Below are 20,149 nucleotides of genomic sequence, written 5' to 3' on the forward strand. Positions count from 1 at the left end.
TACATATGGATTCCATAAAATAACTGTGGAGTCCATATGGATTCTTGAAAGTAACAAATAGGCGCTTTCGCATAACTGACCTTGACTTGATAGGCGAAAACGCCTTGCACTATATTATGCGAAAGCGCCTTAACGCACGACACGCAAGAATAAAATTTATTGATGCCCTTGCGTTACTCCCGATTCTCGGCCATGCTTTTGGGCAAGGGTAAGGGGTTACCTGCAAAAAGGTCGAAGCAGCAGCGGACCAAGAATCCTCTTGGCCGGGGTGGCAAGCCATGTCCAAGGCGAAGCGCCTAAAAGCTTGCCAGCGATCTCCAGTCGCCTCTCTCCCCCGGCAGCCGGGTCTTCCGGCATGGGCCTGGAGAGGCCAAATCTGGAGAACTGAAATGACGGAATTTGTTCCCTCTTGCGGCCAGACAGAGGAACCGCTCGGTCCTAGCCTACCGGTAAGCTGGCGCTTCAAACTCGGCGAATGGATCACTCACAAAGACCAGCCATTACCGTCGCTAGTTATGGGGCGGGTTAGGACCACCAAAGGGCGCGAGATTTACGGCGTGCGGTCCTTTATGAATGTGGATCCTCAGCGCGACAGAATGATCCTGGCGGATAGTCTCAAGCCTATAGATGACGAGGCATGGGCGGTCTGCCTTCTTGCCGGCACGCAATTTGATACGCGCGGCGCCTGAGTGCGCGCTACCGAGAAGCCCGCTTCGGCGGGCTTTTCCTTAAAAATGTACAGGCGTTCTTAGCCGAGGTTCCATGTTTCTCTGACATCCTGGCAGGGATGTACGGAAGCCGCGGCCCAAGGATGGACATGGCTTTCCCGCTTGCGCTGCTTCTCGGTGGCGTGGCGGGATATGGCTATCTTGCAAATGATAGCGCACCGGCAAGCGCGGTTGCGGCGGCGTCAGCAAGCGCGGACTGCGACATCAAAGGTAACATCTCGATAGAGCAATGTAATTGCAATCGAGCCATTCGACGCCGCTTACCCGGTCAAGCAAATGGGCGGCAAGACAAACTGGTACCCCTGCCAGGTCGTCGGTGTGGTCCACGATGAATCGTATGACCAAGGCCGGTTTGTCGTGATCACTGAAGGCGAGGATGGCCAGATGTACACAAGCTCTTTCCCGACAGTGCGGCGGGCCGAAGCATGATGGGAGGCGCCAATGGCTGCAGCAAGAACAGTCGAGACAAACGGCGAAACGGTTCAAGTTCGCCGGATTTCGTGGGAGGCACTTTGGAAGATCCGGCCAGACCTGCGGCCAGCGAATGACAACGTCCGTCAGGCGGCTAGCGGCTTTCCACAGCGGCAGACGTCCATGGCGGGAGAATTGTTATACCCGCAGAAAGAACAGACTTTGGCTTTTTCGCCAAACGCAGGCGAGCTTGGTGAAACGTAGGTCTGGGTCAGCAATGATGGCGACAATGGTGCATCAGCCAACTTCGCCTCTGTCGCACGTGCGATCCGCTGTCCGATGTGTACCAGTTCCGCGAGTGCTAAACTGACCACTCCCGCGCAAACCAGGATGATGCCAGCAATCTGTTGTGTAATTGCCGGACCCGCCGCGAAAACTAAAATACCAAATCCAAGCTCGGCAATGCCAGCCAGCACTAAGAAAATCTGCATCGTCCTCCCCTTCTTAAGCCCGTTTTATTTGTATTCGACTCCCGCGGCAGTGGCCATAGACGTGAATGCTTAGAACCTTACCCGTCCCGCGCATTGCGGAACGGCTCTAACCGGCCTGGCCGGTTCCTCGAATTGGGATGACCACCCGATGACCATGATCACCCGAAAAGAAATGCTTGCCGCGGCTGATGCCATCCTGACGGCCAATCCTCCAGAAAAGCGGACCGCTGCGCGTATCCGATACCGAGGCGGGCGCCCAGCTCTGACCTGGATGAAGAAGCACAACGCCACCGGCGCCGCCGCTCTGTGGCTTGTAGCCCGAGAGCGGTTGCCGCAAGCCGCGAACGATAACCTACCAATTGAAGCCGGGCTTAACGTCGACCGCAGCCGCAAGGATGGAAGGCCGCGCGGCAAGAACGCGGATCCGCGCTCGCTGGATGCCTATATAGCGCTGCCGGCAGTACAGCCGCGACTCGGTGACCCTGAACCGGAGCCACCGCGAACCGGGAATTGGGACGCGGTATCTCGGGGTGTTGCCATCAAGTCGCAGGAGTGGATACATCCCGACGCTGTTTTCACGTCGGCAACGCGCTTTAGCTTCCATCCTCCGGAAATCGCGGAAGGCGCAAGCTTCCTTGGCTCCATAGGCGGACTCGGCCAGCTTAAGATGGGCAAGCGCAGGGGTGACGTTAGGCTCACCGGCTGTACTGATCCAGCTAATCCGCCTCCAGAGATCGATGCCGTTATCGAAACGATCTTGGCTGGAGGCGGTGTTGCTGACGTCGGCAAGGCTCTCGGAGCGAAAGGTGGACATGCGGACCGCCGCGGAGGCGCCGCTTTGCTCGCGGCAGGCCGGTGGGCGATGCTGGCATTGGGGAAAGAGAGTGGTCGCATAAGGGCCGCTTAGGCCCGTGTGCCAAATCGTGGCCCCGAAAACCCTTTAGGGCAACAACAACGAAAATCGGGGCGCTTCGGCGTCCCTCTTCTTTGCGCCTGACGCTTCGTCATCGTCATGCGTAACGCGCTCATTGGTCCAGTAGGCCAGGGGGCGGTCAATCGTGCACCTTTCGGGTGCGCCTACACTTCCAAAAATCCGACTGCTGGCAACGGCGGTTGTTGATCGACCCCAGCCGCCCCGTCGGGGGTGGTGGGGGTAGCGTTTCGAGCGAAAGGACTAAAAAACATGGCTACCGCAAAAAAAGCAGAGGCAGCCCCTGCAGCGCGTGAGTTCGAGGAAATCCAGCGCAAGGCGGATGGCCTAAAGGCTCGCGCAAAGGACCTACTCGCCGCGCAGCTAGAGCTTGAGCAGGCCGGTATTCGGCCCGAGCAAGCAATCGTTGGCCCTGGTGTCCGGGATTGGGCTGCGGCGCTGGTCGACGGTTCCCCGGTTCCGGCCGTTCGTGATCCGACACCGGGCGAACAACTACAAAAAATCATCCTTGAGCGGCAGGCGATCGAGATTGCTCTTGATGCGCTGGCCGAACAGGAGAACCAAGCGCGGCGCATTGCGGCTGCCGAATTGCTACAGGAATCTGCTGCTGATTGGCGGGAGATTGTCCGGCAACGTGCGTTGGCTGTTCTCACTTTGAGGCGCGTCAACGCCGCGGCCTTCGACTTCCGCGAGCGCATCCGTCGCCTTGCCCGAGGAAATCCCAATTTGATTTGCGACGTCACCAGCGGACCGATTTTCGGCCCGCCTGTCGTCGGCGATGGCGTCTACACATTTCTCGAAAACTGCGTCAGCGCAGGAATTATCACCAGGAAGGAAATCGCCCAATGAGGCACGAATTTTTCAACACCGGCGCCCGTATCCGCGCCTTTGACGACGACGCTGCAGCCTTGAAAGCCGGAATGTTTTTCCGCGCGGCGCTGCACGAAGGCGATGACGCAGCCAAAGCCTGGTGCGTCAAAAACGGCGTCGTCATCCAGAAGGCGCAAGGTGAAACCACCGGCACTATCGGCGGCTATCTCGTCCCAACTGAAGTTGAGGCCGGAATCATCAAAATCCGCGCACTGGTTGGAACGTTTCGGCGCAACGCGGACGTCAAACGGATGGGCTCGGACACGCGCTCATTCCCGCGGCTCGACACAGGTCTGACGGCTGCCTTCGTCGGCGAAAATGCCCAGATTGCTGAGCAGGACCGTTCTTGGAGCAGTGTTACGCTAACTGCCAAAAAAGCGGCGGCCCTGTCACGTCTCTCCAGTGAACTCGGCGAGGATGAAACCGTCGATGTTGGCCAGGATTTCGCCGAGGACGCAGCCTTCGCGATCTCGAAGCTCGAGGATGATTGCGGGTGGCTTGGTGATGGCACGTCGGCTTATGCCGGGATCGTCGGGATCACTACAAAGCTGATCGATGGCAACCATGACGCCGGGAAGATCGTGGCGGCTACGAACAACGACACGTTCGCCGAGCTAACGGCAACCGATCTGGGCACCGTCGTTGCGGCTTGCCCGGAATATGCCCTTGGCAACGCAAAATGGTACGCCAGTTCATACGCCATCGGGCAGACCTTTGTCCGGCTCGGCGCGACTGTCGTCGGGCTTGAAATGACGCCTACTGGCCCGAAGCCCATCCTGCAATACGGATCGTATCTCATCGAGCCTGTTCCCAGTCTGCCAGGCAGCGGCGATCAAAGCGGCAAGGTGATGCTCGCGTTCGGCAATCTGTCCATGGCTGCAACGCTTGGCGATCGCAGGGGCGTGACCGTGAAAACAACTGAGGAACGCTACCTCGAGTACGACCAAATCGGCTGCCGTGCCACGGCGCGTTTCGACATCAACGTTCACGACTTGGGCAGCAACACCGTTGCCGGGCCGCTGGTCGGCCTGATCGGAAACTGAGATGGCTGAGATCAAACGCTCCTCCGCTCACGCGGTCCTGAAGTTTGCCGGCGATGGCATCGGATCCCGACAGGTCCGCGCCATCGTGTCGACCGGCGATGTCGACCGAATGGGCGACATTATCGAACAGGCCGGCATCAAGCTCGATGCCTTCCGCCGATCGCCGACGGTGCTCTGGCAACACGATGCGGATCACCCGATTGCCAAGGCGCTGAGCATCAATGTCGAAGGCGGCAAGGTCGTCGCTCTTGTGCAGTTTCCCGAAGCTGGCGTCAGTCAAAAGTCGGACGAGGTTTACGGGCTGATCAAGGCCGGCGTCATCAACAGCACATCGATTGGCTTTGTGCCGCTGAAGAGCGTCCCGATCGATCCGACCAAGCCGTATGGCGGGAAGCGCTTCACCTCGAGCGAGATGCTGGAATTTTCGTTTGTTTCGGTCGCGGCCAACAGTTCAGCCCTGATCACGGGACGGACGGCGGCCAACAGCAATACCCCGCGCCTCGACGCAGCTAAGCGCCGCTTCGCGCAGCTCAGCCGGTAACAACAAACAAAATTGGGCAGCCAGACGGGCAGGTCCAACCGGCGATCGAGGTGCCCGTCGGCCTTCGATCGCCGGCCTTTCAAACAAGGAATCAAGATGCCCAATCAAGACAGGCAAGGGACCGTCGTCACGTGGATCCCCGGCTCGGCCTATGGCTTCATCTCGCCCCATGATGGTGGCGCCGATCTGTTCGCGCACGTGACAGCACTCAACGATAGCATCGATGGGCTGCGCGTAGGTCAGCGCGTGTCATTCGATAGCCAGGTTGACCAGCGCACCGGCAAGCAGCGCGCGATCAACGTGGAGGTGATGGAATGAGCGACAAGGTACGCATAGACAGCGATCGATTGGTAATCGAAAGCGGCGGATCCATCATCGTTCGCAATGGCGGCATCATTCGAGCCGAAGTAGGCGCCATCGTCGACATGCCCGATCAGGTCGAGTTCTTCGCCGGGACAAGCTTCACGCTTTCGACGCGCGAGCGCTTCGTGCGAACCACGAGCAGCAGCCCTGTGTCGATCGTCGTGCCACCCTATTCGTCTGTGCCATTCCCGCCTGGCACAGTGCGCTCTGTGCTGCAGGGCGGTACCGGCCAAGTCACATTTGTTGCCGGCGATGGCGTCACCATCAACACACCTGAGACCCTGAAGATCGCCAAGCGATACGCCGCCGCGATGGTGATGGCGGCCGAGACGCAGAACGTCTGGGATCTGATGGGGTATCTCGAGGCCGCGTAAGTTGGCCGGTAAATAAATCAATTAAATCAATATGTTAGCCAACGTGGTCTTCGCACTTGCGAAGGGTCGGGGGCTTGGACCGCTTCGGGGGGCAACGCTGCAAAACCGTAACAATTTCGATTTTTTGGGTAGAATTTTTAATCGGCCCCGGGGGCTCGACTCTCTGCAGGATGCGGCGGAGAAGTATTTTCGATAGTCAGTACTCTGCAAACAATGCGTTGCAAATTTCCGCCCTAGGAACGATGTTCCCTTGGATAAATCATTGGGCGGATACCATGGAAAAAGAAGACCACCTCGACAAAGAGACCTCGGTATCGGCTGAACTAACTCCTACTGGAGTCAAAGCCAGCGCAAGAAGTAGGGCGGTCGCTGCATTTGACAGGCTGGTGGGGAATGTTTTCGAACGATGGAATGTTCCGATGGAATCTAAGACCGCCGAGGCTAGAGCCGTGTCAGCGTCCCGCTTGAAAGTCATAGAGACAGTTACCAAGATCGGTATAGACCGCCTCAAGGGCGATCCAGAAGCTGCGAGCCGGGCTTTGGAGAATCACTTCGGCAAAGTATTTGAGCGTCAGGACAACAAGGATGCGGTAGTTGCTGCGGCTGTCGAGGACTTATCCCAGCAGCCGCCTACTGATGCAGAAGCCTCTTCCGGGCCGGAGGTGCTTCAAGATCCCTTTATGAATCGCTTTGAGCGATATGCGGAAGATGCAACTACCGACGATTTGCGCGAGAAATGGGGACGCGTATTGGCGTCTGAGATACGAAAGCCGGGGACATTCTCGGCCAAAGTTATGAGAGTGATCGATGAACTCGATCCGGCTACCGCCGCTCTTTTTGAGAGAGTGTGTGCCTTTCGAGTTCACGACTCCCTGCCAAAGAGCATTGTTGGTGCACTGGGTTTTAATGATTCAGTTAGCCTCACAGAAGCTGGGCTCATCATTGAGCCTGGGTTGGGGCAAATTAAGCTTTTTCTTGAGGGTGTAGACAGTTCTGGGGCCGAACTATGGATCGCATATCTCGGTAAATTTGGTCTGGCTTTTCCTAAGACCGAACCGGTCGAGTGGCGTGATCCGATTCTGATACAACACGAAGGAAGCCCTGCCTTCCCGGTCTACATCCTAACTGACGTAGGTGCTGCAATATCATCGATACTACCCGATACCGAACACCAGGCTCTGCTAAGTCTCCGTGCAAAATTTGCAGAATGCGTTAACGATTCAACGTTTCGTAACTACAAGCTTATGCCAGACAATAAATACAAAATGACAGGGTAATTCCTGTATAGTTGTGCCGAAACTCAGCCGCCCATTCGAGGCGGCCTTTTCTTTCAGGAAAACCCAAATGACTGATTTTGAACGCGCCGCGGCGCGACCGCATAGCCGTGCGTCCGCACGCGAAATGCTCGCCACGGCGCACAAATCTATGAAAAAGGCCGACATTGCCGAGCACGCGCTTATGATGGCCAGCGAACTCGAAGGCGCTGCGGAAGGGATGAACGCCGCCACCGCCACGGTTGCTTCGTTCGAAGAGCTGGTGCGCGTTATGAAGGCCAATATCCGAACGGCCAGCGTCCTATTCCAGAGCGGCAAAAAGCGCGAAGCACGCGCACTCTTAGCGCGGATGGCCGACGTCCCTGACCTTGATCCCATTAACTTGCCGACGCATCGCGTCGAATGGTCAAGATACCGGCGAGCGCATCTACCACGTGCCAGGCCAGAAATTCTACCGCGAGACGATCATCCGGCCAGAGTTCGGCGAACGCTGGTTCTGCAGCGAGTCTGAGGCGAGGCAAGCGGGCTGGCGGAAGTCCCGGCGGTAGGTGTGACGGCGAATTTGGGTACGAGGCCCGACATCCGCCTGAGGGACAAACAAATGCTCCGCCGTCACCAGACTCAAACCTGTCGGACTGGGGAAGGTTCCGAGGCTGCTAAGGGTCCCGCTTCGGCGGGCTTTTGTTGTCAGTGTGGAAAATACCGTCAACACGCGGTTATGATAACCGCCATATTCTTGGCTAAAAAGTCGCAAAAATTCAATGTTTTCAAAGAAAAATGGCCGGGACGAACCCGGCCATTTCTTTAGATATTTAACCGCCAGAGCGATTACTGCGCGATCGGCGCGTATTTGCCGTCATGCCACTGGTTGATGTCGTAGCTGGCGTTCTTGAGGTCGCCCTTCTCGTCGAAGGTGACATCGCCGACAACGGTGCTGATCGGCGTGCCGTTTTTCAGCGCTTCGGCAACCTTGGCCGGATCATCGCTGCCGGCGCGCTTGATGCCTTCAGCGAAAGCCTGGACCACCGCGTAGGAGAACAGCGTGAAGCCTTCCGGCACGAAGCCGCCGGCCTTGATCTTCTCGACAGCTGCCTTGGCTTCCGGCTTTGCCTGGGGGTCCGACGGGAACACGAACATGGTGCCTTCGCCAGCCGGGCCGGCAACCTGCCAGAATTCCGGTGAGGCGATGGAGTCCGGCATGATCAGCTGGAACTTGAGGTTCTGTTCCGCCGACTGACGCAGGATCAGGCCGGCTTCAGGGTGGTAGCCGCCGAAATAGACGACGTCGGCCTTGAGATCCTTGAGCTTGGTGACGAGCGCCGAATAGTCCTTCTCGCCGGGGTTGATGGCGTCATAGTAGACTTCCTTGAGGCCGCCGGCGTTCATGGTCGCCCTGACGGCGTCAGCCACGCCCTGACCGTAGGCGCTCTTGTCGTGCAGGACGACGACGTTCTTGCCGGCATACTTCTTGGCGATCCACGGGCCGATGAAGGCGCCCTGTGCGTCATCACGCGTATAGAGACGCATGATGGTCGGCCAGCCGGCCTTGGCGGCCGCGTCGGTCAGGACCGGGTTCGAGGAAGCCGGGCTCATCATCAGCGCGCCGGATTCGGCATAGACGGCCGAGGCCGGAATGCTCGAGCCCGAGCAGGCATGACCGTCGATGAACTTGGTGCCGTTGGCGACAATGCGGTTGGCCACCGAAACAGCCTGCTTCGGATCACACTGGTCGTCCTCGATGTCGAGCTTGATCATCGAGCCGTTGACGCCGCCCGCGGCGTTGATGGCATCGGCGGCGGCCTGTGCGCCCTGCTTGAACTGATCGCCGATGGTGGCGAGCTGTCCGGTCATCGGGCCGACCACCGAAACGGTGATGTCGTCGGCGAATGCGACCGGCGCACTCATCATCAGGCCGAAAATGGCCGCGCTCAAAATACTCATTTTTTTCATGACAATAGAACTCCTCCACTCACGCGCGGCCGCCCCGGCCGCGCTTCTTCTTAGAGAGGCGGGACAATTTCATCCTTCATTGGGCCTGTCTAGGCGCATCGGCACCGCTCGATTGGGCCTGCGAGGTCTCATCCACGCAAAAAAGCCACGCCAGCCTTGTTCCGGCTGGTCGTGGCTTTTTTGCCTGTCGGGCTGTTTCCCCAGCGCCCCCGCGCCACGAAACCCAACGTCGCCTTCCCTGTCTTCCTACTGACCATGATCTTTCCCGATTTTCGGGATCATGGTTCGTCGCACGGCCTGGACCTGTCGGCCTGCCGCGTTCTTGTTGTTGATGGCCCGTGGCCTGGCTGTCTGCGCAGCCTTATCCCTGTTTTGGCCCGACCGTCTTCGAGCGGTCTTGGCCGGAGCGTCCCCGTCTGACGGAACTCAGTGCATGGTCATCCATTCGCGGGCTTCGCGCAGCGCCTTGGCGATCTCGACCTTCGACATGGCGGCCGACAGTTCCGAGCGCAGTTCCGCGGCGCGGGCCGAGCCCTTGATGGCGGCGATGTTGAACCATTTGTGGGCGGCAACGACATCGGTTTCGCAGTCGCGGCCGGTCGCATACATCATGCCCAGTTCGAAAAGAATGTCGGCCTGGGCAGTTGCCCCCATGGCGCCGAAACCTGCTTCAAGCATTTCAAAACGTGCCATTTTAGTCCCCTGTCTGGCTCCCGAGAGCTGCCTCCGTTTGTCTTGTCCGGGCCGCTCTTTCGATGCTTTCGAGAATGCCGATCAGGCTTGAATCCGTCGTTAAATGGCGTGCTTAATTTGAAGAAAACAAAGCTAAAACAAGAGGTAAACGCGCAAATTCGTTAAGGATACGAAGTCAGCAATTCAGCCGATTTGCGCCAAATTTGACGAAAATTTTCGCAGGCGGAATCAACACTCCGCTAACCACGGGAAACAAACACCACGCGCCGGTCGTTTTCATTTCCTCTGCGACAGGCCGGATTCAGGCGCTTTCAAAATCCCAAACTCTTCCCTTGCGGCACCGCTTTTGTTTTGTCGGGAGCTGGATTAGCTTACGTTTGCGTAAGCGGCAGACCGGCGAGGCGGAGAATTCGGCCGGCTATCCAAAGGGAGCAAGACATGTTTCGAAAAGTGAGCCTGGCTCTTGCAGCCACATTGATCATGGCGGGTGCGGCGTGGGCCGATCCGATCGAAGGCAACTGGAAGACGCAAGCCGGCGACACCGCCGCCATTTCAGGCAGCGGCTCGTTTTCCATCACGCTCAAATCAGGAAAATATGCCGGCAAGACCATCGGCTCGCTGAAAGCGGCCGGCGACAACAAATATGCCGGCAGCATCACCGATCCAGCGAACGACAAGACCTATTCGGGCAAGGCGACATTGTCGGGCACCTCGCTGAAGATGAGCGGATGCGTGCTCGGCGGACTGATCTGCAAGAGCCAGACCTGGCACAAGCTCTGATCGACCATATTCTTGCGACATGATGACGGGGCCTGGCGGGCCCCGTTTTCGTTTCAGCAGCACGTCGAGTATTGCCCTGCTGCCGCTCGCTGCGCAGGCCAGCGACGACCCGGTCAGATCCCGTCAATCAATTTGAACCGCAGATGAACGCCGGCATCAGAGCCGGTTCAGAGGCGTTGGGGCATTCTCTCCCGTGTTGAAGGAGACACGACCCAATGCTTGCTCGCCGCTTCACCATCGTCTGCCTGCTGATGAGCCTGTTTGGAATGTTCTTCGCCATCCTCGTGGCCGAAGCGGGCCGTCCTGCCCGCGCCTGGGACAAAGCCAGTTCCTGCCAATTCGATTGCGTGAACCACTTTCGCCGCTGAAGCGACAAAGACACAGATCCAAAGAGAAAAGCAAAAGCCATGGACCGCATCGCCGCCAACACCCTCAAGACCCTCCGGCTTCTGCCGCGGGCGGTGCTTGTCCTGATGCTTCTGGCCGCTCCGGTTCTGGCGGTGCCGATGATGCGCGCCGATGCCGGCTCGACGATCGAGGCGCCGGCCCTGAGGCAGTCCGGCGTGGGTTTCGTCCTGCTGGTCAGCCTGCAGCGGGGATAAAGAAAAATGGCGCTTTGGGCGCCTTCGACAGCGACACCCCTCCCAACCGCCCGTCCAAGTCTCTATATTGAGCCATGGAAAAGCGAATCTACCCCCAAGCCATCGAATCTGTCGTCATGCCCGAGCCTTTTGGCCGGCAAAGTTTTGACAAAGCCGAGAAAGCAGTCGCCGCACTGCAGGTTCTCTACGACCGCAACACCAAATTCCTGCGCGACTCCTTTGCGGCGCTTGCCGCGGCGGGTGGCGACAACGGCAAACGCTACCGCGCCTTCTATCCCGAGATCGGCGTCACAACCAATTCGTTCACCCAGATCGACTCACGTCAGGCCTATGGCCACATGCCGACGCCGGGGCATTTTTCGACCACGATCACCCAGCCAGCTCTGTTCGAAAGCTATCTGGTCGAGCAGTTGCGGCTGATCATGCGCAATCACGGGGTCGCGGTCACGGTGTCGGAATCGACCACGCCCATTCCGCTGCATTTCGCCTTCCTCGAGGGCACCCATGTCGACGGCGCGGCGGCCGAACGCATCAAACGACCGATCCGCGACTTGTTCGATGTGCCCGACCTCGACGGCACCGATGACCAGATCGCCAACGGCACCTTTGAAGTGCCATTCGGCGAACCAAGACCGCTGGCGCCGTTCACCGCGCAGCGCATCGACTATTCCCTGCACCGCCTGTCGCACTACACCGCGACCACACCGCAGCACTTCCAGAACTTCGTGCTGTTCACCAATTACCAGTTCTACATCGACGAGTTCGTGGCCCGCGCCCGGGCGCAGATGGCGGAAGGCGGCCACGGCTATGCCGAATTCGTCGAACCGGGCAATGTCATCACCAAGGCCGGACAGGCCGCGCCGAGCGAAGGCGTCGCGCCGCCGCGCCTGCCGCAGATGCCGGCCTATCACCTGAAAAAGCCGAACCATGGCGGCATCACCATGGTCAACATCGGTGTAGGCCCCTCGAACGCCAAGACGATCACCGATCATATCGCCGTGCTGCGGCCGCATGCCTGGGTGATGCTTGGCCATTGCGCCGGGCTGCGCAACACCCAGGCGCTCGGCGACTATGTGCTGGCGCATGCCTATGTGCGCGAGGATCATGTGCTCGACGACGACCTTCCGGTCTGGGTGCCGATCCCGCCGCTGGCCGAGATCCAAGTGGCGTTGCAGGAGGCGGTTGCCGAAGTCACCGGCCTGTCGGGTTATGACCTGAAGCGCATCATGCGCACGGGCACGGTCGCCACCATCGACAACCGCAACTGGGAACTGCGCGACCAGCGCGGACCGGTGCAGCGCCTGTCGCAGTCGCGCGCCATCGCGCTCGATATGGAATCGGCGACGATCGCCGCCAATGGCTTCCGCTTCCGCGTGCCCTACGGCACGCTGCTGTGCGTTTCCGACAAGCCGCTGCATGGCGAGTTGAAACTGCCTGGCATGGCGACCGAGTTCTACAAGCGGCAGGTGGCGCAACACCTGACCATCGGCATCAAGGCGATGGAGAAGCTTTCGGAAATGCCGATGGAACGGTTGCATTCGCGCAAGCTCCGGAGTTTTTCGGAGACGGCGTTCCAGTAGGCGTCCGCGATGCCACAGCGAGGCAATTCGTCGTCTTGCTCAGGCCGCAATTTGACCGGTAAGCAGATCGAACGCAGGCGGCATCTAGCAGACACGACCTCAATGATAACAGGCGCGCGCTTGAAAATGACGGCTGGGTTGGCATTCCTGGCGATGACGGCACTGTCGGCAGCGCTGTTGGCCGGGTTCTTCGGCACGCTGCATCCGGCGTTCGATTCCTTCTCGCATTTCCGCATTCACTTCAGTGTGCTTATGGCGCTTCTGGCTCTGCCGCTGCTCGCCAGTTCGTTTCGGCTGCAAGCGGCAGCGGGGCTGGTCTTTGCCATCGCCTGCCTGGCCACGACGGCAAGCGCCCTGCCGAGGCTTTGGCCGCAGCCTGCGGTCGCCAAGCCCGCCGATCAGGCTGTCTACAGCCTGCTGCAGATGAACCTGCGCTTCAACAACCCGACACCGAAGAAAGTGCTCTCGCTGATCGGCCGCACCAACCCGGACGTAATCACCCTCGACGAGGTGTCGGAGATGTGGACGACCGAGCTTGGCACCATCACCAGCGCCTATCCCTACCGTATCCTGTGCCCCTACCCGAACGGCATGTTCGGGGTGGCGCTGCTGTCGCGGCGGCCGTTTGCCGCCGACACCGCACCACGCTGCGAGCCGCGCGGCGCGATGGCGACCGCCACCGTCGACTTCGGCGGGATCAGCGTCGATGTTGCCGCGGTCCATTTGAGCTGGCCGTGGCCGAAGGAGCAATACTGGCAGATCGGCGAACTGGCGCAGACGCTGGCCGGGCTTGGCCCGACCGCGATCATGGCAGGCGATTGCAACGCCGTGCCGTGGAGCGCGGCGGTGCGGCGGGTCGCGGCTCTCGGCGGGCTGACACTGATGCCTTCGGCCGGCCCGACCTGGATCCACCGGACACTGCCCGACGTCCTGCGCCGCTATGCAGGCCTGCCGATCGACCAGGTCTTCAGCAAGGGCGGGTTGACCATTCTGTCTTCGACCCGGCTGGAGGATACCGGCTCCGACCATCTGCCGGTGCTGGTCGAGTTCACGCTAAGGCCTGACGACAAGCAGCCTGACAATGGGCACGCCACAGCGCTCGCGGCGAGCGATTTGCCAGCCAAGCCACGCGGCTGACCGTCAATCGAACGGAGCACCCGCAACGCTGCGAAGCGCTGCGATGGATTGCTCGTTCATGGTTTTCCGACCAAGGCAGCGATCAGATGTTCGACATGGCCGCCATTGCTGTGCTCGCGCCGATCAAAGGCGATTTGTTTGGCCTCGTATTCAGCATAGACAGCCTTGATGCGAAGCCGCGCCTCGCCGCGCGTCTTGTAGCAAGACGGGTCGTTGGCCACCCGCAGGCCGGCTATCGACCGTTCCGTGGCGCGCATCATCTCCCTGGCGATGCGCCCATGTGTTTCCTCATGGGCGCGAACACCGGCGAAAAACCTGTTCCAGCGCCTGTTCAGCGCCGGCGTCATGGGCGAGCCAACGCGAGGGAAGGTGTAGAACAGGTTGAGCGTGCCGTTGGCCCGCCGCATCCGGCAGAAGCCGTTGCCCTGACCGGCGTCGAGGTCCCAGTCGACAGTATAGGCAGTTGTGGCGATGGCATGCGTCATGAAGCCGTGCCTGGGGCCTTTGCTGTCCATCGCCTCGACGAGGGCGGCGCCCGAGCTTCCCGTAACGTCGTAGGTCCGCGTCTGGACCACCGCCCTGGTGCCGGCCAAGGCTTCTGGCGCACACAGCGCTCCAAGAGCGACGAAGCATGTCATAACGATCCGGCGCATCGGCCTTCTCCCCTATCCCTGGAGAGGGAACCATAGACCGGTGGCCGTTTCAACGGTTTTGCCGCCAAGGCCCAAACCGCCCGGGCCGTGCGAGGTCACATACCCTGGTAGACTGGACCTTCGCCGCCCTGCGGCGGCACCCAGTTGATGTTCTGGTTCGGGTCCTTGATATCGCAGGTCTTGCAGTGGACGCAGTTCTGCGCGTTGATGACGAAGCGGACATCCTTGGCCGCCGGATCGGCGGCGGCGTTGCCGTCCTTGTCGACCCATTCATAGACGCCCGCCGGGCAATAGCGGGTCGAGGGCCCGGCAAAGACATCGTGCTCGGATCGCTTCTGCAGGTCCATATCGCCGACCAGCAGATGGACCGGCTCGTTCTCTTCGTGATTGGTGTTAGACAGGAACACCGAGGACAGGCGATCGAAGGTCAGCACGCCGTCGGGCTTGGGATAGGCGATCTTCTTGTGCCGGGCGGCGGGCTCGAGCGTGGCATAGTCGGCCTTGCCGTGCTTCAGCGTGCCGAAGGGCGAGACGCCGAACAGCGTGTTCAGCCACATGTCGAGGCCGCCGAGGCTGACGCCGATGATGGTGCCGAAACGCGACCACAGCGGCTTGACGTTGCGCACCTTCTTCAAATCCTTGCCGATGTCGGTCGCGCGCCAGGCTTCCTCGTAGGACGTAAGCTCGTCATTGGCGCGACCGGCGGCAATTGCTTCGCTGACATGCTCGGCCGCCAGCATGCCCGACAGCACCGCATTGTGGGAGCCCTTGATGCGGGGCACGTTGACGAAGCCTGCCGCACATCCCATCAGCGCACCGCCTGGGAAGGACAGTTTCGGCACCGACTGCCAGCCACCCTCGGTGATGGCGCGCGCGCCATAGCCCAGCCGCTTGGCGCCTTCGAACGTGCCCGATATCGCCGGATGGGTCTTGAAACGCTGAAATTCCTCGAATGGCGACAGATAAGGGTTCTTGTAGTTGAGGTGGAGGACGAAGCCGACCGCCACCTGATTGTCCTCCAGGTGGTAAAGGAAAGAACCGCCGCCGGTCTTCATGTCGAGCGGCCAGCCGAAGGAGTGCTGCACCAGGCCCGGTCGATGGTTCTCCGGCTTGACCTGCCAGAGTTCTTTCAGGCCGATACCGTATTTGCCGGGCTCGCGGCCATCGGAGAGTTTGTACTTGGCGATCAGCTGCTTGGCGAGCGAGCCGCGCGCGCCTTCGCCGATCAGCACATATTTGCCCATCAGCGCCATGCCCGGCGCGAAGCCCGGGCCATGCGTGCCGTCCCTCTCGACGCCCATGTCGCCGGTGACGACGCCGGTAACCGCACCTTCTTCATTGTAGAGCAGCCCGGCAGCGGCAAAGCCCGGATAGATCTCGACGCCGAGCGCCTCGGCCTTGGTTGCCAGCCAGCGGCAGACATTGCCGAGCGAGACGATGTAATTGCCGTGATTGTTCATCAGCGGCGGCATGAAAATGTTGGGCAGACGGAACGAGCCGGCAGGACCGAGCACCAGGAAATGATCCGCCGTGACCGGGGTCTTGAAAGGGTGGCCTTCCTCTTCGCGCCAGCCGGGCAGGAGCCGGTCGATACCGATCGGATCGACCACTGCGCCGGAGAGGATATGGGCGCCGACCTCGCCGCCCTTTTCCAGCACGACGACGGAAAGCTCGGGATTGACCTGCTTGAGGCGGATGGCGGCGGCAAGGCCGGCCGGGCCGGCACCGACGATGACCACGTCGAATTCCATGCTTTCGCGTTCGATATCGCTCATCAACCCCTCCGCACTGGCTTGCCGCTGTTGCGTATCTTGCTGGCTCCTGCGCTGCATAGCGCATCAATTGGCGACAGGAAACCGGCGCAGACGTGACAATGCGGATTTGGCCAAAAAGTCGCGCATCTTGCGCCAGGGCAACCGTTTGTGCCCAGCGAGACCCACAGTGCTTGCGTTTTTTAATTGTTCGGCGGCTTGCTTATCGGCCATACTTCCTGCCATGCGCATTCCTGGGCCTGGCGGCTTTCCTTCGACGCGCTTTCTTTTCCCGCCCGGCCGGGCCTGCCGGGCGATTCTGCTGGCCCTTCTGACGGCGGCACCGGGGCACGCCACCGCAGACGAGGTGAAAGTCTGGGCGACAGGCGCCTACTCCTTCTCCGACGAGCTCGGCGGCTTCCGCATCACCGGAGCCTCCGGCATCGGAACCAAGGACGATCCGCTGGTCATCACCGAAGAGCTGAACTCGGCGACACCGGTGACGCTGACCATCCGCACCACCAAGCCGATCCAGGCATTCGGCACGGCGGGCGAGTTCGCCAACGGCATCATGTATATGCGCATCGACGTGCTCAACAACAGCGGCCAGGCCTGGATCGAGTTCCAGTTCGAGCTTCAGGAGATCCTGGATCAACCGAGCGTGTTTGGAGACGGGCTTTCGTTCGACCAACGCAACAAGACGCCCGAAAATATCTGGTCGAGCAATTTCGCCGATTTCGACCGCGACTTCGAACCCTATGACCGGCTGCTGTTCAAGAACGGCAAGGTCGACCCGCTGAAGACCGCCAGCTTCGAATTCCTGGTGACCGACTACACGCCGCGATGGACTTTCTATCTGGTGCAGGATCCACGCATACCGACCGGATAAGGCAGGCCGCCAGCTTGCAAATTGCAGTCATGCGGACGAATGTGCGCACCATGACTGCCGCCTCCCCAAACAGCCCGACCGATATTGCCGACATCCTGGCCTTCTATGCCAGCGCTGGCGTCGATGAGGCGCTGGAAGACGCCCCGGTGAACCGCTTCGCCGAGGCGCCACCGAGGCCTGTCGAGCGCGCGCCGGCACAGGCAGCGCCCCCTCGCGAAGACAAGGCCCCGGAGCGGCCAGCGGCTTCGCCCGGCCTGGATGCGAGCAACGTGCCGGATGCGCCACCGGCGCGTCCATCGGTAGCCGCCGTGCCGGACGAAGCTCAGGCGGCGCTGGCGCGCCAGTTGGCAACAACGGCAACAACCCTGGACGAGCTGCGCCAGCATATGGCGGCCTTCGACGGCTGCAATCTCAAGACCACCGCCAAGAATCTGGTGTTCGCCGACGGCAACCCGGAGGCCGCGGTGATGCTGGTGGGCGAAGCGCCGGGCCGCGACGAGGACATCGAGGGCTTGCCGTTCGTCGGCCGCTCGGGCCGGTTGCTCGACCGCATGCTGGCCGCGATCGGGCTCGACCGCACTTCGGTCTACATCGCCAATGTCATTCCGTGGCGGCCGCCGGGCAACCGCACGCCGACGCCGCACGAGACGGAAATCTGCCGGCCGTTCATCGAGCGGCAGATCGAGCTGGTCAATCCCAAGGTCCTGGTCAATCTCGGCGGACCGTCGGCCAAGACCTTGCTCAACACGTCAGAAGGCATTCTCAGGTTGCGCGGCAACTGGCGTGCCCACACCACGGCGTCCGGTATCGCCATTCCGGCTATGCCGACGCTGCATCCGGCCTATTTGCTGCGGACGCCTGCGCACAAGAAGCTGGCATGGCGGGATTTTCTCGAGGTGAAGGCGAAGCTGCGGTCGCTGGGAGATTAGCCAATCTCCCCCCTCGTGGGGGAGATGTCCGGCAGGACAGAGGGGGGCGTGAAGGATCGCCAGCCTTTGTGGTTTTTTCTTTGATTTCGCCTCAAACACAGTCGCGGCTTACTGCCATGTCGGCGGGACAGCGCCCCCCTCTGCCTTGCCAGGCATCTCCCCCACGAGGGGGGAGATCGGCCGTCGCGCCCGCTTTCGCCAATCTCCAACGTAAGCGCTCTGGCGATAACCCCGCAGGTAATTGAAATGCCGTCCCTGTCGGCCTAACCATCCTGCCATGACATCAGCCCAAACCTCCGCCGGCAGTCTCATTCGCGAATGGCGCACGCGCCGCCGCATGAGCCAGCTCGATCTCGCCATGGAAGCCGAAATCTCGCAGCGGCATCTGTCCTTCGTCGAAAGCGGGCGCGCCGCACCCTCGCGCGATATGGTGTTGCACCTGGCGGAGCAGCTTTCGATCCCGCTGAGGCAACGCAACCAGTTGCTGCTGGCCGCAGGCTTTGCGCCGAGCTTCGGCGAACGGCCGCTGACCGACACGACGCTGGCACCGGCGATGGCGGCGGTCGAGATCGTGCTCAAGGGACACGAGCCCTTCCCGGCACTGGCTGTCGACCGGCACTGGAACCTGGTTTCGGCCAACGCCGCGATCGCTCCCTTCCTTGCCGATGTCAGCGAGGCTTCGCTGCTGGCGCCGCCGGTCAACGTGCTTCGCCTCAGCCTGCATCCCGGCGGCATCGCGCCGCGTATTGTCAACCTTGCGGAATGGCGCACACATCTGCTGGAGCGGCTCAAGCACCAGAACGACGCCAGCGGCGATCCGATACTAGTCGAATTGGAGCGCGAGCTGCGCGCCTACCCGTCCGGGCTGAAGGGCAGCAGGCCCACACCCATCGAGCCGAATGCGATCGTGCATCCGCTGAGGCTTGCCCATGGAGATCAGGTGCTGTCGTTCATCAGCACGATCACCGTGTTCGGCACGCCGCTCGACGTGACCTTGTCGGAACTGGCGATCGAATCCTTCTTCCCGGCCGACGAACAGACAAGGGCTGTGCTGGTAAGGTTGGCGAAGGAGCGGGGCGAGCGATCCTGATCACCCCTGCGGCAGCGTCACCTTGCGCGCTCGCTTGCGCTCCAGTCCAAGCTGCCGCTCGCGCCAGATGATGAAGATGCCGGCGGCCACCACGATCACACCGCCGACCAGCGTGCTGGGCGAAGTCACGTCGCCGAAAACGAAGTAGCCGACGACGACGCCGAGGATCATCGAGGTGTATTCGAACGGCGCCACCACCGACGCCTCGGCATGACGATAGGCCGAGGTCATCAGGATCTGGCCGAGGCCGCCGCAGAAGCCGGCCATGATGAGCAGCGCAGCTTGCGCCGGCGTCAGCGATTGCCAGCCGAAAGGCAGCGTCAGCAGCGAGAGCACGCTCGCGGTCGACGAGAACCACAAGACGATGGTCGCCGTCTTCTCCGTTTGCACGAGATTGCGCACAAGCAGCATGGCGACAGCCGAGATCGCCGCGGCCACCAGCGCGGCCATGACGCCCAGGACCTCCTGGTCGTCGAGCCCTTCATCGGAGTTGAGCAGGGTCAGTTCCGGCCAGGAAATGATCAGCACGCCGATCAGACCGACGGCGACCGCGCTCCAGCGGTAGACGCGGATCGTCTCGCCAAGGAAGACCGAGGAGAACACCACGACCAGCAACGGCTGTGCATAGTTCAGGGTGATCGCCTCCGGCAGCGGCAGCCTGGTCAGCGCGAAGAAGCCAAGCCCCATGGCGCCAACGCCGACAATACCGCGCGCGACGTGGTTGAAGGGACGTTTGGTGACGAATGCCGTCGACAGCTGTCCCTTCAATGCCAGGAAGGCAATGATCGGGAAGATTGCGAAGAAGGAGCGGAAGAAGACGATCTGCCCGGCCGGCACGTCGCCGGCCGCCTTGATGCAGGTTTGCATGCCGACAAAAACTGCGACGGACACGATCTTCAGGGCGATGCCCCTCAGCGTACCGTGGCCGCCGGTTGTTTCTGGTTGAGCCCCGGCTCCTGATGTCACGCTGGTGATGCGTCCCTGATCGTTGCCTGTATGCCCGGCAACGCTGGCATTCAACATGCTTTAGCCGCGATGCCGCAAAGAAGGCCTCGATAGACCCTCTCGC

23 protein-coding genes and 1 pseudogene are annotated in these 20,149 nt (G+C 60.8%); 17 read left to right on the top strand and 7 right to left on the bottom strand.

The window, feature by feature from the left end; all coding sequences use genetic code 11:
* The first annotated feature begins 389 nt into the window (after positions 1 to 389).
* Positions 390 to 689 carry a hypothetical protein gene (locus AC1DX4_RS06230; RefSeq protein WP_477219486.1) on the top strand — a complete coding sequence of 100 codons (300 nt, stop codon included), beginning with the start codon at positions 390 to 392 and terminating at the stop codon, positions 687 to 689.
* A 596-nt stretch (positions 690 to 1,285) separates the two neighbouring features.
* Here AC1DX4_RS06230 and AC1DX4_RS06235 read toward each other — a convergent pair.
* Entirely contained in the window at positions 1,286 to 1,630 is a 345-nt protein-coding gene (locus tag AC1DX4_RS06235) for a hypothetical protein (protein ID WP_477219487.1), read from the bottom strand.
* A 148-nt stretch (positions 1,631 to 1,778) separates the two neighbouring features.
* On the opposite strand from AC1DX4_RS06235, the gene AC1DX4_RS06240 reads away from it, so the two are divergent.
* The 8 genes and pseudogenes from AC1DX4_RS06240 to AC1DX4_RS06275 all read left to right on the top strand — a co-directional run.
* Positions 1,779 to 2,537, top strand: a complete 759-nt coding sequence (locus tag AC1DX4_RS06240) for a hypothetical protein (protein WP_477219488.1) — start codon at positions 1,779 to 1,781, stop codon at positions 2,535 to 2,537.
* 276 nt (positions 2,538 to 2,813) lie between these two features.
* Positions 2,814 to 3,410 carry a hypothetical protein gene (locus AC1DX4_RS06245; RefSeq protein WP_477219489.1) on the top strand — a complete coding sequence of 199 codons (597 nt, stop codon included), beginning with the start codon at positions 2,814 to 2,816 and terminating at the stop codon, positions 3,408 to 3,410.
* A complete protein-coding gene (locus AC1DX4_RS06250; protein ID WP_477219490.1) occupies positions 3,407 to 4,474 on the top strand; it encodes a phage major capsid protein in 1,068 nt (355 codons plus the stop codon). Before AC1DX4_RS06245 ends, AC1DX4_RS06250 begins: the two co-directional genes overlap by 4 nt.
* Position 4,475: 1 nt before the next feature.
* The gene (locus tag AC1DX4_RS06255) at positions 4,476 to 5,015 is read left to right on the top strand and encodes an HK97 family phage prohead protease (protein ID WP_477219491.1); all 540 of its coding nucleotides are present in this window, start codon (positions 4,476 to 4,478) and stop codon (positions 5,013 to 5,015) included.
* 96 nt (positions 5,016 to 5,111) lie between these two features.
* Positions 5,112 to 5,333: a cold-shock protein gene (locus AC1DX4_RS06260; RefSeq protein WP_477219492.1), complete on the top strand. Its 222-nt coding sequence runs from the start codon at positions 5,112 to 5,114 to the stop codon at positions 5,331 to 5,333.
* The gene (locus AC1DX4_RS06265) at positions 5,330 to 5,752 is read left to right on the top strand and encodes a hypothetical protein (protein WP_477219493.1); all 423 of its coding nucleotides are present in this window, start codon (positions 5,330 to 5,332) and stop codon (positions 5,750 to 5,752) included. Before AC1DX4_RS06260 ends, AC1DX4_RS06265 begins: the two co-directional genes overlap by 4 nt.
* Before the next feature lie 275 nt (positions 5,753 to 6,027).
* Positions 6,028 to 7,029, top strand: a complete 1,002-nt coding sequence (locus AC1DX4_RS06270; RefSeq protein WP_477219494.1) for a DUF2806 domain-containing protein — start codon at positions 6,028 to 6,030, stop codon at positions 7,027 to 7,029.
* Positions 7,030 to 7,436: 407 nt separating this feature from the next.
* A pseudogene (locus tag AC1DX4_RS06275) lies at positions 7,437 to 7,574 on the top strand (sunset domain-containing protein); the annotation flags it as partial.
* Positions 7,575 to 7,854: 280 nt separating this feature from the next.
* Here the strand turns inward: AC1DX4_RS06275 and AC1DX4_RS06280 are convergent.
* On the bottom strand, positions 7,855 to 8,976 hold the full coding sequence (locus AC1DX4_RS06280) for an ABC transporter substrate-binding protein (protein ID WP_027041645.1): 1,122 nt from the start codon (positions 8,974 to 8,976) through the stop codon (positions 7,855 to 7,857).
* 426 nt (positions 8,977 to 9,402) lie between these two features.
* Positions 9,403 to 9,669: an SEL1-like repeat protein gene (locus AC1DX4_RS06285; protein WP_010915070.1), complete on the bottom strand. Its 267-nt coding sequence runs from the start codon at positions 9,667 to 9,669 to the stop codon at positions 9,403 to 9,405.
* A 438-nt stretch (positions 9,670 to 10,107) separates the two neighbouring features.
* On the opposite strand from AC1DX4_RS06285, the gene AC1DX4_RS06290 reads away from it, so the two are divergent.
* The 5 genes from AC1DX4_RS06290 to AC1DX4_RS06310 all read left to right on the top strand — a co-directional run bounded on the left by AC1DX4_RS06290 (position 10,108) and on the right by AC1DX4_RS06310 (position 13,768).
* Entirely contained in the window at positions 10,108 to 10,449 is a 342-nt protein-coding gene (locus tag AC1DX4_RS06290) for a DUF2147 domain-containing protein (RefSeq protein WP_475451663.1), read from the top strand.
* A 215-nt stretch (positions 10,450 to 10,664) separates the two neighbouring features.
* Positions 10,665 to 10,817 (top strand): hypothetical protein, encoded by a 153-nt coding sequence (locus tag AC1DX4_RS06295; RefSeq protein WP_202596399.1) that lies wholly within the window; start codon positions 10,665 to 10,667, stop codon positions 10,815 to 10,817.
* A gap of 39 nt (positions 10,818 to 10,856) precedes the next feature.
* On the top strand, positions 10,857 to 11,051 hold the full coding sequence (locus AC1DX4_RS06300) for a hypothetical protein (protein ID WP_477219495.1): 195 nt from the start codon (positions 10,857 to 10,859) through the stop codon (positions 11,049 to 11,051).
* A 116-nt stretch (positions 11,052 to 11,167) separates the two neighbouring features.
* Positions 11,168 to 12,631 (top strand): AMP nucleosidase, encoded by a 1,464-nt coding sequence (locus AC1DX4_RS06305; RefSeq protein ID WP_477219496.1) that lies wholly within the window; start codon positions 11,168 to 11,170, stop codon positions 12,629 to 12,631.
* Between the two features lie 126 nt (positions 12,632 to 12,757).
* Positions 12,758 to 13,768, top strand: a complete 1,011-nt coding sequence (locus AC1DX4_RS06310) for an endonuclease/exonuclease/phosphatase family protein (RefSeq protein ID WP_477219497.1) — start codon at positions 12,758 to 12,760, stop codon at positions 13,766 to 13,768.
* Positions 13,769 to 13,824: 56 nt separating this feature from the next.
* Here AC1DX4_RS06310 and AC1DX4_RS06315 read toward each other — a convergent pair whose 3' ends face one another.
* The 3 genes from AC1DX4_RS06315 to AC1DX4_RS06325 all read right to left on the bottom strand — a co-directional run bounded on the left by AC1DX4_RS06315 (position 13,825) and on the right by AC1DX4_RS06325 (position 16,418).
* Positions 13,825 to 14,421, bottom strand: coding sequence for a DUF922 domain-containing Zn-dependent protease (locus AC1DX4_RS06315; protein WP_477219498.1), 597 nt, complete (start codon positions 14,419 to 14,421; stop codon positions 13,825 to 13,827).
* 95 nt (positions 14,422 to 14,516) lie between these two features.
* Positions 14,517 to 16,196: an electron transfer flavoprotein-ubiquinone oxidoreductase gene (locus AC1DX4_RS06320; protein ID WP_477219499.1), complete on the bottom strand. Its 1,680-nt coding sequence runs from the start codon at positions 16,194 to 16,196 to the stop codon at positions 14,517 to 14,519.
* A gap of 63 nt (positions 16,197 to 16,259) precedes the next feature.
* Positions 16,260 to 16,418: a hypothetical protein gene (locus tag AC1DX4_RS06325; protein ID WP_477219500.1), complete on the bottom strand. Its 159-nt coding sequence runs from the start codon at positions 16,416 to 16,418 to the stop codon at positions 16,260 to 16,262.
* Between AC1DX4_RS06325 and AC1DX4_RS06330 the strand changes: the two genes are divergently transcribed.
* The 3 genes from AC1DX4_RS06330 (at position 16,417) to AC1DX4_RS06340 (ending at position 19,080) form a co-directional block, all read left to right on the top strand.
* On the top strand, positions 16,417 to 17,061 hold the full coding sequence (locus AC1DX4_RS06330) for a hypothetical protein (RefSeq protein ID WP_477219501.1): 645 nt from the start codon (positions 16,417 to 16,419) through the stop codon (positions 17,059 to 17,061). The two genes, AC1DX4_RS06325 and AC1DX4_RS06330, sit on opposite strands and share 2 nt — an antisense overlap.
* A gap of 50 nt (positions 17,062 to 17,111) precedes the next feature.
* A complete protein-coding gene (locus AC1DX4_RS06335; RefSeq protein WP_477219502.1) occupies positions 17,112 to 17,990 on the top strand; it encodes a uracil-DNA glycosylase in 879 nt (292 codons plus the stop codon).
* 277 nt (positions 17,991 to 18,267) lie between these two features.
* Entirely contained in the window at positions 18,268 to 19,080 is an 813-nt protein-coding gene (locus AC1DX4_RS06340; protein ID WP_477219503.1) for a helix-turn-helix domain-containing protein, read from the top strand.
* Here AC1DX4_RS06340 and AC1DX4_RS06345 read toward each other — a convergent pair whose 3' ends face one another.
* Positions 19,081 to 20,103, bottom strand: a complete 1,023-nt coding sequence (locus tag AC1DX4_RS06345) for a DMT family transporter (protein ID WP_477219504.1) — start codon at positions 20,101 to 20,103, stop codon at positions 19,081 to 19,083. It lies immediately after the preceding gene.
* Between the last annotated feature and the right edge of the window lie 46 nt (positions 20,104 to 20,149).

This window comes from Mesorhizobium sp. P3_A8 (genome assembly GCF_056402995.1).

Excerpts from the sequence above, each read along its gene's own strand:
- AC1DX4_RS06230 (WP_477219486.1), top strand. The coding sequence starts at position 390 with ATGACGGAATTTGTTCCCTCTTGCGGCCAGACAGAGGAACCGCTCGGT.
- AC1DX4_RS06235 (WP_477219487.1), bottom strand. The coding sequence starts at position 1,630 with ATGCAGATTTTCTTAGTGCTGGCTGGCATTGCCGAGCTTGGATTTGGT.
- AC1DX4_RS06240 (WP_477219488.1), top strand. The coding sequence starts at position 1,779 with ATGACCATGATCACCCGAAAAGAAATGCTTGCCGCGGCTGATGCCATC.
- AC1DX4_RS06245 (WP_477219489.1), top strand. The coding sequence starts at position 2,814 with ATGGCTACCGCAAAAAAAGCAGAGGCAGCCCCTGCAGCGCGTGAGTTC.
- AC1DX4_RS06250 (WP_477219490.1), top strand. The coding sequence starts at position 3,407 with ATGAGGCACGAATTTTTCAACACCGGCGCCCGTATCCGCGCCTTTGAC.
- AC1DX4_RS06255 (WP_477219491.1), top strand. The coding sequence starts at position 4,476 with ATGGCTGAGATCAAACGCTCCTCCGCTCACGCGGTCCTGAAGTTTGCC.
- AC1DX4_RS06260 (WP_477219492.1), top strand. The coding sequence starts at position 5,112 with ATGCCCAATCAAGACAGGCAAGGGACCGTCGTCACGTGGATCCCCGGC.
- AC1DX4_RS06265 (WP_477219493.1), top strand. The coding sequence starts at position 5,330 with ATGAGCGACAAGGTACGCATAGACAGCGATCGATTGGTAATCGAAAGC.
- AC1DX4_RS06270 (WP_477219494.1), top strand. The coding sequence starts at position 6,028 with ATGGAAAAAGAAGACCACCTCGACAAAGAGACCTCGGTATCGGCTGAA.
- AC1DX4_RS06280 (WP_027041645.1), bottom strand. The coding sequence starts at position 8,976 with ATGAAAAAAATGAGTATTTTGAGCGCGGCCATTTTCGGCCTGATGATG.
- AC1DX4_RS06285 (WP_010915070.1), bottom strand. The coding sequence starts at position 9,669 with ATGGCACGTTTTGAAATGCTTGAAGCAGGTTTCGGCGCCATGGGGGCA.
- AC1DX4_RS06290 (WP_475451663.1), top strand. The coding sequence starts at position 10,108 with ATGTTTCGAAAAGTGAGCCTGGCTCTTGCAGCCACATTGATCATGGCG.
- AC1DX4_RS06295 (WP_202596399.1), top strand. The coding sequence starts at position 10,665 with ATGCTTGCTCGCCGCTTCACCATCGTCTGCCTGCTGATGAGCCTGTTT.
- AC1DX4_RS06300 (WP_477219495.1), top strand. The coding sequence starts at position 10,857 with ATGGACCGCATCGCCGCCAACACCCTCAAGACCCTCCGGCTTCTGCCG.
- AC1DX4_RS06305 (WP_477219496.1), top strand. The coding sequence starts at position 11,168 with ATGCCCGAGCCTTTTGGCCGGCAAAGTTTTGACAAAGCCGAGAAAGCA.
- AC1DX4_RS06310 (WP_477219497.1), top strand. The coding sequence starts at position 12,758 with ATGACGGCTGGGTTGGCATTCCTGGCGATGACGGCACTGTCGGCAGCG.
- AC1DX4_RS06315 (WP_477219498.1), bottom strand. The coding sequence starts at position 14,421 with ATGCGCCGGATCGTTATGACATGCTTCGTCGCTCTTGGAGCGCTGTGT.
- AC1DX4_RS06320 (WP_477219499.1), bottom strand. The coding sequence starts at position 16,196 with ATGAGCGATATCGAACGCGAAAGCATGGAATTCGACGTGGTCATCGTC.
- AC1DX4_RS06330 (WP_477219501.1), top strand. The coding sequence starts at position 16,417 with ATGCGCATTCCTGGGCCTGGCGGCTTTCCTTCGACGCGCTTTCTTTTC.
- AC1DX4_RS06325 (WP_477219500.1), bottom strand. The coding sequence starts at position 16,418 with ATGGCAGGAAGTATGGCCGATAAGCAAGCCGCCGAACAATTAAAAAAC.
- AC1DX4_RS06335 (WP_477219502.1), top strand. The coding sequence starts at position 17,112 with ATGACTGCCGCCTCCCCAAACAGCCCGACCGATATTGCCGACATCCTG.
- AC1DX4_RS06340 (WP_477219503.1), top strand. The coding sequence starts at position 18,268 with ATGACATCAGCCCAAACCTCCGCCGGCAGTCTCATTCGCGAATGGCGC.
- AC1DX4_RS06345 (WP_477219504.1), bottom strand. The coding sequence starts at position 20,103 with ATGTTGAATGCCAGCGTTGCCGGGCATACAGGCAACGATCAGGGACGC.